Annotated in this window: 13 protein-coding genes and 1 riboswitch; all 13 genes read right to left on the bottom strand. The window is 50.9% G+C overall.

Going from position 1 to position 13,488, the window contains the following annotated elements; genetic code table 11:
- Positions 1-192: 192 nt before the first annotated feature.
- Positions 193-1,455 carry a phosphoribosylamine--glycine ligase gene (purD, locus tag B4C70_RS13270; protein WP_290780209.1) on the bottom strand — a complete coding sequence of 421 codons (1,263 nt, stop codon included), beginning with the start codon at positions 1,453-1,455 and terminating at the stop codon, positions 193-195.
- A 15-nt stretch (positions 1,456-1,470) separates the two neighbouring features.
- Positions 1,471-2,991, bottom strand: a complete 1,521-nt coding sequence (purH, locus tag B4C70_RS13265) for a bifunctional phosphoribosylaminoimidazolecarboxamide formyltransferase/IMP cyclohydrolase (RefSeq protein ID WP_290780206.1) — start codon at positions 2,989-2,991, stop codon at positions 1,471-1,473.
- Entirely contained in the window at positions 2,988-3,563 is a 576-nt protein-coding gene (gene purN, locus B4C70_RS13260) for a phosphoribosylglycinamide formyltransferase (RefSeq protein ID WP_290780203.1), read from the bottom strand. Before purN ends, purH begins: the two co-directional genes overlap by 4 nt.
- Positions 3,560-4,594: a phosphoribosylformylglycinamidine cyclo-ligase gene (purM, locus tag B4C70_RS13255; protein WP_029340745.1), complete on the bottom strand. Its 1,035-nt coding sequence runs from the start codon at positions 4,592-4,594 to the stop codon at positions 3,560-3,562. The genes purN and purM overlap by 4 nt, the downstream gene beginning before the upstream one ends.
- A gap of 16 nt (positions 4,595-4,610) precedes the next feature.
- A complete protein-coding gene (gene purF / locus B4C70_RS13250; RefSeq protein ID WP_290780202.1) occupies positions 4,611-6,020 on the bottom strand; it encodes an amidophosphoribosyltransferase in 1,410 nt (469 codons plus the stop codon).
- Positions 5,996-8,215 (bottom strand): phosphoribosylformylglycinamidine synthase subunit PurL, encoded by a 2,220-nt coding sequence (purL, locus tag B4C70_RS13245; RefSeq protein ID WP_290780200.1) that lies wholly within the window; start codon positions 8,213-8,215, stop codon positions 5,996-5,998. Before purL ends, purF begins: the two co-directional genes overlap by 25 nt.
- On the bottom strand, positions 8,196-8,879 hold the full coding sequence (purQ, locus tag B4C70_RS13240) for a phosphoribosylformylglycinamidine synthase subunit PurQ (protein ID WP_050678983.1): 684 nt from the start codon (positions 8,877-8,879) through the stop codon (positions 8,196-8,198). Before purQ ends, purL begins: the two co-directional genes overlap by 20 nt.
- Complete coding sequence (gene purS, locus B4C70_RS13235) at positions 8,876-9,124, bottom strand: phosphoribosylformylglycinamidine synthase subunit PurS (RefSeq protein WP_023467069.1); 249 nt, start codon at positions 9,122-9,124, stop codon at positions 8,876-8,878. Before purS ends, purQ begins: the two co-directional genes overlap by 4 nt.
- Positions 9,121-9,828 carry a phosphoribosylaminoimidazolesuccinocarboxamide synthase gene (gene purC / locus B4C70_RS13230; RefSeq protein WP_223041307.1) on the bottom strand — a complete coding sequence of 236 codons (708 nt, stop codon included), beginning with the start codon at positions 9,826-9,828 and terminating at the stop codon, positions 9,121-9,123. Before purC ends, purS begins: the two co-directional genes overlap by 4 nt.
- Before the next feature lie 59 nt (positions 9,829-9,887).
- Positions 9,888-11,183, bottom strand: a complete 1,296-nt coding sequence (gene purB / locus B4C70_RS13225; protein WP_064300880.1) for an adenylosuccinate lyase — start codon at positions 11,181-11,183, stop codon at positions 9,888-9,890.
- The gene (gene purK, locus B4C70_RS13220) at positions 11,180-12,283 is read right to left on the bottom strand and encodes a 5-(carboxyamino)imidazole ribonucleotide synthase (RefSeq protein ID WP_290780193.1); all 1,104 of its coding nucleotides are present in this window, start codon (positions 12,281-12,283) and stop codon (positions 11,180-11,182) included. Before purK ends, purB begins: the two co-directional genes overlap by 4 nt.
- Entirely contained in the window at positions 12,280-12,771 is a 492-nt protein-coding gene (gene purE, locus B4C70_RS13215; RefSeq protein WP_058704939.1) for a 5-(carboxyamino)imidazole ribonucleotide mutase, read from the bottom strand. Before purE ends, purK begins: the two co-directional genes overlap by 4 nt.
- Positions 12,772-12,860: 89 nt before the next feature.
- Positions 12,861-12,962, bottom strand: a riboswitch (purine riboswitch).
- A gap of 209 nt (positions 12,963-13,171) precedes the next feature.
- Positions 13,172-13,369, bottom strand: a complete 198-nt coding sequence (locus B4C70_RS13210) for an NETI motif-containing protein (protein WP_023467064.1) — start codon at positions 13,367-13,369, stop codon at positions 13,172-13,174.
- Between the last annotated feature and the right edge of the window lie 119 nt (positions 13,370-13,488).

Genomic DNA, 13,488 nt, shown 5'->3' with positions numbered 1-13,488 from the left:
GTTTTATTGAAAACGCTTTCTTATAGTTCTTATACTAAAATGTTGCTAAGTAAGTTTCAAGAAGTTTTGCCCCGTTCCGGATTCATTTGGTCAAAATAACACAAATTCGCCATGGAAGACAAATCTTTTCGTACACTTCGCCAAGAAACAAAAAACCAGACGCGACTCCTTCGAGCACGTCTGGTTCAGATATCATGATTCATGCGAGGCACGAAAGGCTTTTTGAGCGATATCAGTTCGGTAAAAGAATGGCTGATCCGTCACGTCTGGTAAGTTTGCATAGACCTGTTCGACAGCTTGCTCGATCGTCTCGGCACGGCTGACACACACGAGGACACGTCCACCAGCTGAGACAAGTTGATCGTTTCGTCCTGCCGTTCCGGCATGAAAGACGAGAAGATCACCCCCGATCTGGTCAAGTGGAATCACTTGTCCCGTTTTTGGCGCTTCCGGATATCCTTCTGCTGCGACGACGACACCGACAGCTGCTTGATCCGTCCAAACGACTTCTGGTGTCTGTCCGTCCATCAGCGGCATGATGACATCAAGCAACGGCGTCTCTAAGCGCGGGAGAATGACTTCTGTCTCCGGATCACCGAACCGAGCATTGAACTCGATGACGAATGGTCCTTGTTTCGTCAGCATCAGACCGGCATAGAGGAAGCCGGTGAACGGAATTCCTTCGCTTGCCATCTGATCGACGAGCGGCTGAATGATGCGAGCAACAGCTTCTGTCGTCAACGCTGCTTCGTCCCACTGAGGAAGCGGAGAATACGCGCCCATGCCTCCTGTGTTCGGACCTAAGTCACCGTCAAACGCCCGTTTATGATCTTGCGACAATACCATCGGGATGACCGTCTCTTCGTGCACGAATGCCATCAACGAACACTCTTCCCCGATCAGGCATTCTTCGATGACGACGCGGCTTTGTTGACCGTATTCTCCGGCAAACGTATCGTGGATTGCAACAAGCGCTTGGTCCACGGTTTCTGCGACCGTGACTCCTTTTCCGGCAGCAAGTCCATCGGCTTTGATGACGATCGGTGCACCCGCTTTGCGAACATACGCCTCTGCATCTGCTGCTGAAGTAAAGACGACGTGAGCAGCGGTCGGAATACCGGCACGCTCCATCAATTCTTTCGCGAACTGCTTACTTCCTTCGATCGCTGCCGCTTCCCGTGTTGGTCCGAAGATTTGTAGTCCCGCTGCCTGAAAGGCGTTAACGACTCCGAGAACAAGTGGTCCTTCTGGTCCGACAATCGTCCAATCGATCTGTTCGTCTTGTGCGAACGTCACGAGTTCATCGATAGCATCTTCGGCGATCGGAACACATGTGGCTTGTGTCATCCCGGCATTCCCAGGCGCAGCATACACGGTCTCGATCCGTTCATCCTGTGCCAGCTTCCAGACGAGCGCGTGTTCACGCCCTCCTTTACCAATCACCAATACCTTCATTCAAATCGCCTCCGCTTAGTGTTTGAAATGTCGAACGTTCGTAAAGACCATCGTAATGCCATGTTTGTTACACGCATCGATCGACTCTTGGTCACGAATCGAGCCGCCTGGTTGAATAATTGCTGTAATGCCAGCTGCTGCTGCCGCTTCGACCGTATCACCCATTGGGAAGAAAGCATCGGAAGCAAGGGACGCGCCAACTGTTTTTTCTCCGGCTTGCGTAATCGCGATGTTCGCTGAACCAACACGGTTCATCTGTCCTGCACCAACACCGACCGTCACTTCGTCCTTCGCGAGAACGATGGCATTCGACTTGACGTGTTTGACGGCGCGCCATGCGAGTTTCAAGTCCTCCCATTCCGCTGCTGTCGGTTTGCGGTCTGTCACGACACGTGCTGCTGCATCATCAAGCGTCTCATCGTCACTGTCTTGGACGAGCATGCCGCCAGCGACTGCTGTATAACGGATCGCTTGGACACGTTTGACGTCGAGTTCAAGCAGACGGATGTTCTTTTTCGCTGACAACAAGGCGAATGCTTCTTCTGTGAAGGATGGAGCGATGATGATCTCAAGGAAGATACCGCTCAATTGTTCTGCTGTCTCTAAATCGACTTCACGGTTCAAGGCGACGATGCCACCGAAGATCGACACTGGATCGGCTGCATGAGCGCGGCGGAATGCCTCTCCGATCGTTGGACCGACGGCCACACCACATGGGTTCATGTGTTTGACGACGACGGCTGCTGCTTCGCGGAACTCATCGAGAATTTCAAGTGCGGCGTTCGCATCTTGAATGTTGTTATACGACAACTCTTTACCGTGCAATTGTTTCGCTGAAGCGAGGGAAGCTCCACGGTAAATCGGTGTTTTATAGAAGGCTGCTTCTTGGTGTGGATTTTCTCCGTAACGGAGATCCTGGACTTTTTCAAGCGTGATCGTCAACTGATCGGGGAACTTCTCACCTGTTTGCGTCAAGAAATAATCCGCGATCAACGCATCGTACGCCGCTGTATGCCGGAAGGCTTTCGCCGCAAGACGTTGGCGTGTCTCAAACGTCGTTCCACCTTCACGAACCTCGGCAACGACTGTTTCGTAATCAGCTGGATCGACGACGACCGTGACAGCTGCGTGGTTTTTCGCTGCTGAACGCAACATGCTTGGTCCACCGATATCGATGTTCTCGATCGCATCGGCATAGGCAACGTCTTCTTGTAAGACTGTCTGCTTGAACGGATACAGATTGACGACGACGAAATCAATCGGTTGGATCTGTTGCGCAGCCATCTGCTCACGATGCGATTCAAGGTCACGACGACCGAGTAATCCACCATGAACCATTGGATGGAGCGTCTTGACACGTCCATCGAGCATTTCTGGGAATTGTGTGACTTCACTGATACCAATGACCGGAAGCCCAGCTTCCTCTAACGCTTGATGTGTTCCGCCTGTCGAGACGAGCTCGATCCCTGCTTCATGAAACGCTCGTCCTAATTCGACGATTCCTGTTTTATCCGACACACTAATTAACGCTCTCATACGTTTGCCTCCTCTTTCATCCACTCTTCGATGACTTGCGGATACAGTCTATGTTCGACACGCTGAATCGCTTGTTGCAATGTTTCACGCGTCATCTCTTCTGTAATCCGGACGGCTTCTTGGGCCATGATCGGTCCTGTGTCCATTCCTTCATCGACTATATGAATTGTAACACCTGTGATTTTAACTCCGCCACGAAATGCTTGTCCGATCGCATCTTTTCCCGGGAAGGCCGGAAGTAGCGACGGGTGGATGTTGACGATCCGCCCTGCGTATCGTCCGAGCAACTCTTCCCCGATCAATCGCATGTAGCCGGCAAGAATGATCCTTTCGACACCTTTCGCTTCAAGACGGGCAATGATCTCCCGCTCAAAACTCGGTTTATCCGGATAGTCCTTCGCCCGAAAGACGAAGACGTCACATCCGCGTCGTTTTGCCCGCTCGATGACTGCTGCGTCCGGTTGATCGCAGACGATCAGTTCGATCGAGGCATGTAACGCTCCTGCCTCGATTGCTTCAAAAAGTGCTTCGACATTACTACCGCTACCAGATGCAAAACAGGCGATCTTCATGCGTCGACTCCTTGAATCCGGACACCTTCTTGATCGGTCACCTGACCAATCACGTACGCCGTCTCATTTTCACGAGCGAGGCGTGCTGTCACTTCCGCGACATCTTCTGGTTTGACGATCAACATGAAACCGATCCCCATGTTGAAGACGTTGTACATGTCATGTCGTGGCAAATCACCCGCTTGCTCGAGCCAGTCGAAGACTGGTAACGTCGGCCACTTTTTCGGGTCGAACGATGCGCCAAGCCCTTCCGGTAAGACACGTGGTACGTTCTCGTAGAAACCACCACCCGTAATATGGACCATCGCTTGAATCTTTTCCGTCTCAAGGGCTGCTTTGACCGCTTCGACGTAGATTCGTGTTGGCATGAGGAGCGCATTTCCGAGCGTATGACCAAGCATCATGACTTCATCTTCGTAGCGGAGTCCACTGTCGGCGACGATTTTACGGACGAGTGAGAACCCGTTCGAATGGACGCCAGACGAAGCGAGACCGAGAATGACATCTCCTGCTGCGACGTTATCACCTGTGATCAATTTTTGTTTCTCGACGGCACCGACGGCGAACCCGGCGATATCATATTCGCCGTCCGCATACATCCCTGGCATTTCCGCTGTCTCGCCGCCGATTAACGTACACCCCGCCTGGACGCAACCTTCTGCGACACCTGCGACGATCCGTTCGATCTTCGCCGGAATCGCCTGACCGAGCGCGATATAATCAAGGAAATAAAGTGGTTCCGCGCCTTGGACGATGATATCGTTCACACACATCGCGACACAGTCGATTCCGATCGTATCGTGTTGTTCCAGTGCGAAAGCGAGCTTGAGCTTCGTACCGACACCGTCTGTCCCACTGACGAGGACTGGTTCTTTCAACTGCAATTGGCTGAGGTCGAACATCGCACCAAAGCTACCGAGTCCCGTCAATACTTCTTTGCGCATCGAACGGGCGACGTGTTTTTTCATTCGGGTGACTGACTCATATCCTGCTGTCAGACTCACACCTGCTGCTTCGTAATGTTTGCTCATGTTCTTCCCCCATCTATCAAAGTTTAGCTTCTAACTCGAGCGAACCGAGCGGTGTCGGATACTCTCCTGTGAAGCAAGCGGTACATTGTCCTTTTAATGGTCCATCGAACGGGCGGTCGATTGCATCGACCATACCCGGTACAGTTAGGAATTCAAGTGAATCAGCACCGATTTCTTGACGGATTTCTTCCGGCATCAACCGGGCAGAGATCAACTCGTCTTTTGACGATGTATCAATCCCGTAATAACATGGATTCGTAATCGGTGGTGCCGTGATGCGGACATGAACTTCCGTCGCACCCGCTTCACGTAATAAACCGACGATCCGGCGACTCGTCGTTCCCCGGACGATCGAATCATCGACCATGATGACACGCTTTCCTTGTACAACGCCGCGTAGCGCGGACAACTTCATTTTGACCCCACGTTCCCGTAACTCTTGTGACGGCTGGATGAACGTCCGTCCGACATACCGGTTCTTGATCAATCCCATTTCATATGGAATCCCACTCGCTTCCGCGTAACCGATCGCTGCCGAAATACTTGAATCCGGTACTCCGGTAACGACGTCTGCTTCGACCGGTGCTTCTTCATACATCTTTTTCCCAAGTGCTTTGCGGGCTGTATGGACGTTGACGCCATCAATGATTGAATCCGGACGTGAGAAGTAGATGTATTCCATCGAACACATTGCCCGTTCACGTGGTTCCATGTATTGACGAGACGACATGCCGTGTTCTGTGATCGTCACGAGCTCCCCCGGCTCGATATCACGAATGAACTCTGCACCGACGATATCAAAGGCACATGTCTCTGACGCAAATACGATGCCGCCGTCCGGTGTCTTCCCGAGTGACAGTGGACGCAGTCCGTGTGGATCAACCGCCACGAATAACGTATCTTCCGTTAAAAAGAGGAAGGCAAATGCCCCGACAAGACGCGCGAGACTGTCGGCAATCCGGTCTTCAAGTGTATCGAGCTTACTGCGTTTGACGAGATGGGCGACGACTTCCGTATCGCTCGTCGTCTGAAAGATTGCACCTTCTGCTTCGAGTAGATGCTTCAGTGAATCCGCGTTGACGAGGTTCCCGTTGTGTGCGAGAGCGAGATCTCCCGTCCGCGACTTGAAATGCAGCGGTTGGGTATTCTCAAGTGTGTTTCCACCTGCTGTCGAATACCGGACGTGTCCGATCGCATGATGTCCTTTAAGATTCGTCAGTATCTCTTCCGAAAAGACTTCCGTCACCAGTCCTTGCCCGCGGTGCGGGAAGAGGTCGTCGCCGTCACTCGTGACGATGCCTGCCCCTTCCTGTCCCCGGTGTTGCAAACTATGCAAGCCGTAGTAAGCGAGTTGCGCTGCATTCGGTTGTCCGAAGATCCCGAAGACGCCACACTCCTCATTTAGTCCTTTGATGTCATATAACACGCGATTGCTCCTTCCCAGTCTCCCTGTAAGGTCGAACGGTCTACTTCGATCCGTGTCTCTGCCGTTTCGATGACAAGAAGCTCATCGTTCGTAACGACACCGATCGCTTGAGCACCGGTCCGTTGTTCGAATGCTGCAACGTGCGTTTGTGGCACAGTGACGACGAAACGTGATTGCGATTCACTGAACAGATGTAACGTTGGTCCATCAAACTGAACCGTCAACCCAAAGTTCGTTCCAAACGTCATCTCAGCGAGGGCGATTGCGAGACCACCTTCTGATACATCATGCATCGCATTGACTTCACCTGCTTGTACTGCTTGTTGTAACACTTGTAAGCGTGCATGTTCGACTGCTAAATCGATTTGTGGTGCGCGACCGAATGATTTACCGAATTGCATATATTGAAGCTCACTACCACCAAACTCGGCTGTTGTTTCACCTAACAGATAGATCTTGTCACCTGCTTGTTTGACGTGTTGCGTTGTGATCCATTCGGTTCGCTCGTGTAATCCGACCATTCCGACGACCGGTGTCGGGTGAACCGCTTGACCAGCTGACTCATTGTAGAGCGAGACGTTTCCACCGATAACAGGTGTCTCAAGGACACGACATGCTTCTGCCATACCGGCTGTTGCTTGCTGCAACTGCCAGAAGCCTTCTGGTTTATCCGGATTTCCGAAGTTCAGGCAATCCGTGATGGCAAGTGGTGTCGCCCCACTCGCGACGATATTACGAGCTGCTTCTGCAACCGCGATCTGTCCACCGACGTATGGATCCAAGTAGACGAAACGGCTGTTACAGTCGGTCGTCATCGCGAGCGCTTTGTTCGTGCCGCGGACACGAATGACGGCTGCGTCTGATCCTGGTGCGACGACGGTCGATGTCTGGACCATATGATCGTACTGATCGTAGACCCAGCGTTTTGAAGCGATCGTCGGCTGACGGAGTAACGCCCGCCATGTCTCAACGACATCTTCGACGACTGGAAGTGTCTCTTCCATCGCTTGAAATTCTTCATAATACGCAGGCACGCGAGATGGTTTTTCATAGACTGGTGCTTCTTCCGCTAACGCGTCAACCGGAACTTCCGCCACGATATCCCCATGATGGATCAACCGTAAGACTTTCTCTTCAATGACTTCTCCGACGTGAACGGCATGGAGCCCCCATTTGCTGACGATCGCTTCGATCTCTGCTTCGCGACCACGCTTGACGACGAGTAACATCCGCTCTTGTGATTCCGAGAGCATCATTTCGTAGGCAGTCATCCCTGTTTCTCGTTGCGGGACGTCATCGAGGTGCATCTCGATGCCCATACCGGCTTTTGAAGCCATCTCTGCTGAAGACGATGTCAGTCCGGCAGCACCCATGTCCTGCATCCCGACGAGTGCCGGATGCCCGACGATTTCAAGACACGCTTCAATCAATAGCTTCTCCATGAATGGATCACCGACTTGAACAGCCGGACGTTTTGCTTCTGTATCCTCTCCGAGATCCTCCGAGGCAAACGTCGCACCATGGATCCCGTCGCGTCCAGTAGCTGCACCGACGTACATGACCGAGTTTCCGACACCTTTTGCTTGACCCTTTTGAATATCGGCATGGTTGATCAAACCGATACACATCGCGTTGACGAGCGGATTGCCTTCATACGAACGATCAAATCCGATTTCGCCACCGATCGTTGGGATCCCGACACAGTTGCCATAACCCGCGATCCCAGCGACGACTTGTTCGAACAGTTGATTGACACGCGGTGTACCGAGATGCCCGAAGCGGAGCGAGTTCATAAGTGCGACTGGTCGTGCGCCCATCGAGAAGATGTCACGAATGATTCCGCCGACGCCTGTCGCAGCCCCTTGGTACGGTTCAACAGCGGATGGATGATTGTGGCTTTCGATCTTAAAGACGACTGCCTGCTCATCCCCGATATCAACGACACCTGCCCCTTCCCCTGGTCCTTGTAAGACACGTGGTCCAGTCGTCGGGAATTGACGGAGGACGGGTTTAGATGTCTTGTATGAACAATGCTCGGACCACATGACCGAGAACAATCCTGTTTCCGTATAGTTCGGTTGGCGTCCGAGTAAATCGACGATCATCTGGTATTCCGTATCACTCAAGCCCATCGTGGCATAGACGCGTTGCTCTTGAATCAATTCTGGTGTTGGTTCAGACTGTTGTTTTAGCATGGTGTGCCCCCTGTTTGACGAGTGAAGTAAAGAGTTTTAGTCCATCTGTTCCGCCGGTCAAGAGTTCGACCGCTCGTTCCGGGTGTGGCATCATCCCGAGAACGTTGCCGGCTTTGTTCGTGATCCCGGCGATATCACCGCGTGAGCCGTTCGGATTATCGACATACGTGAAGGCGATTTGTCCGTTCGTTTGCAGCATCGCGTAAGTCGCATCATCGCAGTAGTAATTTCCTTCGCCGTGCGCGATCGGAATCGAGATCGTCTCGCCTGGCAGATAATCCGATGTAAATCGTGTCTTCGTATTTTCAACCTTCAGTTCAACCGTCCGGCACATGAACTTCAAGCCGTTGTTGCGGTGCAAGACACCTGGCAAGAGTCCCGCTTCGACAAGGATCTGGAATCCGTTACATACCCCGAGGACCGTTTTCCCTTCTGCCGCAAAACGTTTGACTTCTTCCATGATCGGTGAGAAGCGCGCGATCGCGCCGCAACGAAGGTAATCTCCGTAGGAGAATCCGCCCGGCAGTAGGACGCCGTCGTAGCCTTCAAGTGATGTTTCGGTATGGAAGACGTATTCCGCTTCTTCTCCGAGAGCATCCTTGACCGCATGGTACATATCTAAATCACAGTTCGATCCCGGAAAGACGATGACCGCGAACTTCATGCTGGCGTCACCTCTTCGATCGTAATCTGGTAATCTTCCATCACTGTGTTGACGAGTAGTTTTTGACACATCTCATGAATCATCGCTTCTGTCGTTTCCGTTTCAACGAGCAGTTCAATCTGTTTTCCGATTCGGACACTCTCGACACCCGTAAAACCAAGCTGTTGCAATCCGCCTTTTACAGCAACTCCTTGTGGATCTAAAATGCTTTCCCGTAATGCGATCGATACGATGACTTTTTTCATTGTGTGTTTCCCCCTAAGCGATTGAATAGTGTTTGGTAAGTCTCTGTCAGTGAACCGATATTGCGACGGAAGACATCTTTATCGAGATGTTCTCCTGTCGCCTGATCCCACAGACGGCATGTATCGGGTGAAATCTCATCTGCCAGTAGAATCGTTCCGTCTGCCGTCTTGCCGTACTCCAATTTAAAATCAATCAACGTGATTCCGTTTTGGCGGAAGTAAGGTTGCAATACTTCGTTTACGCGAAGCGCTTTATCCGACAACTCTTTTAACTCTTCAGAAGTCGCAATCTTCAGTAAATTAATGTGTGATGAGGTGACGAGTGGATCGCCTAACGTATCATCTTTATAGTAGAACTCAACGATTGGTGTTTCGAGCACCGTACCCTCTTCGATACCGAGCCGTTTACTCAAGCTCCCCGCGACGACGTTTCGGACGACGACTTCGAGTGGGATGATGGTGACACGACGTACGAGCTGTTCGCGCTCCGAGACACGTTCAATGAAATGTGTCGGAATGCCCGCTTGTTCGAGGATTTCAAAGAAATGACTCGTCAATCGGTTGTTTAATTCGCCTTTTCCAGCAAAGACTTCTTTTTTCTCGCCGTTGAATGCCGTGGCTTCGTCTTTATAGACGATCCGGAGCACATCCTGCTCCTGCGTCGTGTACAATCGTTTTGCTTTTCCTTCATAAAGTGGTTGCATCGCTTTCGTCCCCCATGATCCTAAGATGTAGACGGGGCACGTGCCCCGTCTCAGGTTGATTAGTTCAAGCCACACCGTTCAAAGATTTCATCGACGCGACTCGTATGGTACGTCGGATCGAAACACGCATCAAGCTCTTCTTCTGTGAAAAGCTGTTGAATCTCTTCTTCTTGCCACAATAAGTCACGGAACATGATTTGTTCTTCCCACGCCTGCATCGCACGCGGTTGAACGAAATCATAGGCGGCTTCACGTGACCAGCCTTTTTCGATTAAAGCGAGTAAGACATGTCCAGAGAAGATGACCCCGAACGTCCGGTCCATGTTCCGCTTCATGTTTTCCGGGAAGACCGTCAAGTTCTTCACGATGTTTCCGAAACGGTTCAACATATAGTTGAGCAGTCCTGTTGCATCCGGAAGAATAATGCGTTCTGCCGAAGAATGAGAGATATCCCGTTCGTGCCAGAGTGAGACGTTCTCGTACGCCGTCACCATGTGTCCACGGATGACTCGGGCAAGACCTGTCATGTTCTCTGAACCGATTGGATTCCGCTTGTGCGGCATCGCCGATGATCCTTTTTGACCTTTAGCGAAGAATTCTTCGACTTCACGTGTTTCCGTCTTTTGCAGACCCCGGATTTCCGTTGCCATCTTTTCGATCGATGTCGCGATCAGAGCAAGCGTCGACATATAGTGTGCATGACGATCACGTTGTAACGTCTGTGTGGAAACTGGAGCTGGTTTCGTTCCTAACTTTTCGCAGACATACTTTTCAATGAATGGGTCGATGTTCGCGAATGTCCCGACGGCACCTGACATCTTGCCATATTCGACCGTCTCACGTGCTGCTTCGAAACGGACTTTGTTTCGTTTCATCTCTTCATACCAAAGCGCTAGTTTCAGACCGAACGTCGTCGGTTCTGCATGTACGCCATGTGTGCGTCCCATCATGACCGTATATTTATGTTCGTTCGCTTTGACTTTTAAGATATCGATGAATCGATCGAGATCTGCAGCAAGAATGTCATTTGCTTGCTTCAACAGATACGAGAGTGCTGTATCGACGACGTCCGTTGACGTGAGTCCGTAATGGACCCACTTGCGTTCTTCTCCGAGTGTCTCAGAGACGGCACGCGTGAAGGCGATGACATCATGACGTGTCTCTTGCTCGATTTCAAGGATGCGGTTGACATCAAATGAGGCATTGTCCCAAAGCAACTGGACGTCCTCTTTCGGGATGACTCCTAGTTCACTCCATGCTTCACACGCAAGGATCTCGACTTTTAACCAAGCCTCGAATTTGTTTTGTTCGGTCCAGATCGCTTTCATCTCAGGACGTGTATACCGTTCGATCATTGAACTGTCTCCTTCCATATCGACAGGCGTTCGACTTCTGCCAAAGCATCGTCGACGGTATCCGCAAGAATGTTCAAATGGCCCATCTTCCGTCCTGTCTTGGCTTCTGCTTTTCCATATAAGTGAACTTTCGTCCGAGCGTTTAGTCTCGGTAGTTCCTCGTATAATGCTGTGACATGCTGACCCAGGATGTTCGCCATGACGACCGGTGTCGTCAGACGGGTATCACCGAGTGGGAGACCACTGATGGCACGGATATGTTGCTCGAATTGGGATGTTTCGCAAGCATCAATCGAATAGTGACCCGAATTGTGTGGTCGGGGTGCTAGTTCATTGACGATTAGTCGAGAACCAACGACGAACAACTCGATGGCTAGTGTACCGATCAGCCCGACGGCATCCGCGATCGATTGAGCGAGCGCAATTGCTTCTTGTTCGAGCGATTCAGAAATGCGTGCCGGTACAATCGATAGATGCAAAATGTTCTCTTGGTGAATGTTCTCACTGACTGGGAAGACACGTGTTTCTGTTGCGCTTCGAGTGACGATGACGGAAATTTCCTGATCAAACGGTAACCACTGCTCCGCAACATACTCTGTCGGTTCGAATCGTTCGATTGCCGCTTGGAACTGTTCTTCCGTCCGGATGACGGTCTGTCCTTTTCCGTCATAGCCGAATCGTGCTGTCTTCAAGACGAACGGTAACCCGAGTCGCTGTTTTGCTTCCTCTAAGTCAGCAGGATGCGTCACCGGATAGTACGGAGCGACAGAGTGTCCAATGCGTTCAATCATCTCTTTTTCCCGTACCCGATGTTGCGTTTGAAAAAGAAGATCGGTTCCGTGAATCAGTTTCGTTCCAATCGCTTCAGCGACTTCCGTTGAGATGTTCTCGAATTCGTAGGTGACGACATCTGATTCAGCTGCGAGCTGTTTGGCTGCCTCGACATCCGTGAAGGGAGCTTGGATATGTTGATCCGCCACTTGCGCACACGGTGCGTTGTCCGTTGGGTCGAGTGTCAAAATCTCAAAGCCCATCTCACGCGCCGACAAAGCCATCATTCGACCAAGTTGACCGCCGCCTAATATCCCGATTCGTTTCATAGCAAGTTTCCTCCAGATGCAATGACGTCTCCTTCTAGTTCGACTCGCATATGATCGAGCTTGCGGGCAAGTCGTTCATCTTGAATCGACAGAATTTGAGCAGCTAGCAATCCAGCGTTTTTTGCGCCTGCTTCTCCGATGGCAACCGTTGCGACTGGTACTCCACCTGGCATTTGAACGATCGAGAGCAAGGAATCAATTCCTTGGAGCGCTCTACTCTTCACAGGAACACCGATGACGGGTAATGTCGTTTTAGCAGCGACCATGCCCGGTAGATGAGCAGCACCGCCTGCACCGGCAATGATGACTTTCAGTCCTCGTTCACGTGCTGATTCAGCATAACGAAACATTAGATCCGGTGTCCGATGTGCGGAAACGACTTTCTTTTCGTATGGAATCTCAAGTTGCTCCAACACATCACATGTATGTTTCATCGTTTCCCAATCCGATTGACTTCCCATGATGACGCCGACTTCTACATTTCCCATCGCTGTTTCCTCCTTTGTGCATAAAAAAAGCCCAAACCACGGCTAAAAGGGTGGCTTAGGGTATAAAAAGGTACGCCAAAGAAATATCGACGAACATCCATATACCCCATAGTCCAACGATTTAGGGTCGTTGGGTAGAAACTTGCAAGCCATATCCCTGCTATTATACGAGGTGTTTATATTCAATCATCCTGTCACGACTTCATCTTAACAAGTCCATCTCAAGGCGTCAACCAAAGGCGAACAATTTAATTGTCTGAAAATTTATCGTTCGGTTTTAAAAGTAGTTTTTCTGATTTCATCTAGTGTCCATTCGGAGTTTATTTTCTTGAAAGGCATCACATCGAATCAAGCACTAAAAAAAGCACCCTCCACATGATTCGGAGGATGCTCTAGGCAGTTATTCGTTCTCTTTCACTTTGCAATCGAAGACGATTTGCTGACGAATTGGATACGGTTCGCCATTCGCGTCTAATCCAAAGATCGGTTCTTCTCGTCGGACCGTCGGGCGGTATCCCATGGCATCGATACGATCCAAACAGGCACCAATCGTCTCGTTCTCTTCGACGGCTACGCGTAGTTTCGTTTTTTTCGCCATATCCCTGTTCAGTCCCTTCATTAAAATGGATACATGTCTTTCTACAAAAAGACACAAAAAAGCGGCGGCCCTTGAGCGTATGCTCCAGAACCACCGTTTGCCTGGCAACGTCCTATCCT

Source organism: Exiguobacterium sp. UBA5002, assembly GCF_002396765.1.
Classification (GTDB): Bacteria; Bacillota; Bacilli; order Exiguobacteriales; family Exiguobacteriaceae; genus Exiguobacterium_A.
This window is presented reverse-complemented; position numbering and strand designations above follow the sequence as displayed.

Excerpts from the sequence above, each read along its gene's own strand:
- purD (WP_290780209.1), bottom strand. The coding sequence starts at position 1,455 with ATGAAGGTATTGGTGATTGGTAAAGGAGGGCGTGAACACGCGCTCGTC.
- purH (WP_290780206.1), bottom strand. The coding sequence starts at position 2,991 with ATGAGAGCGTTAATTAGTGTGTCGGATAAAACAGGAATCGTCGAATTA.
- purN (WP_290780203.1), bottom strand. The coding sequence starts at position 3,563 with ATGAAGATCGCCTGTTTTGCATCTGGTAGCGGTAGTAATGTCGAAGCA.
- purM (WP_029340745.1), bottom strand. The coding sequence starts at position 4,594 with ATGAGCAAACATTACGAAGCAGCAGGTGTGAGTCTGACAGCAGGATAT.
- purL (WP_290780200.1), bottom strand. The coding sequence starts at position 8,215 with ATGCTAAAACAACAGTCTGAACCAACACCAGAATTGATTCAAGAGCAA.
- purQ (WP_050678983.1), bottom strand. The coding sequence starts at position 8,879 with ATGAAGTTCGCGGTCATCGTCTTTCCGGGATCGAACTGTGATTTAGAT.
- purS (WP_023467069.1), bottom strand. The coding sequence starts at position 9,124 with ATGAAAAAAGTCATCGTATCGATCGCATTACGGGAAAGCATTTTAGAT.
- purC (WP_223041307.1), bottom strand. The coding sequence starts at position 9,828 with ATGCAACCACTTTATGAAGGAAAAGCAAAACGATTGTACACGACGCAG.
- purB (WP_064300880.1), bottom strand. The coding sequence starts at position 11,183 with ATGATCGAACGGTATACACGTCCTGAGATGAAAGCGATCTGGACCGAA.
- purK (WP_290780193.1), bottom strand. The coding sequence starts at position 12,283 with ATGAAACGAATCGGGATATTAGGCGGCGGTCAACTTGGTCGAATGATG.
- purE (WP_058704939.1), bottom strand. The coding sequence starts at position 12,771 with ATGGGAAATGTAGAAGTCGGCGTCATCATGGGAAGTCAATCGGATTGG.
- B4C70_RS13210 (WP_023467064.1), bottom strand. The coding sequence starts at position 13,369 with ATGGCGAAAAAAACGAAACTACGCGTAGCCGTCGAAGAGAACGAGACG.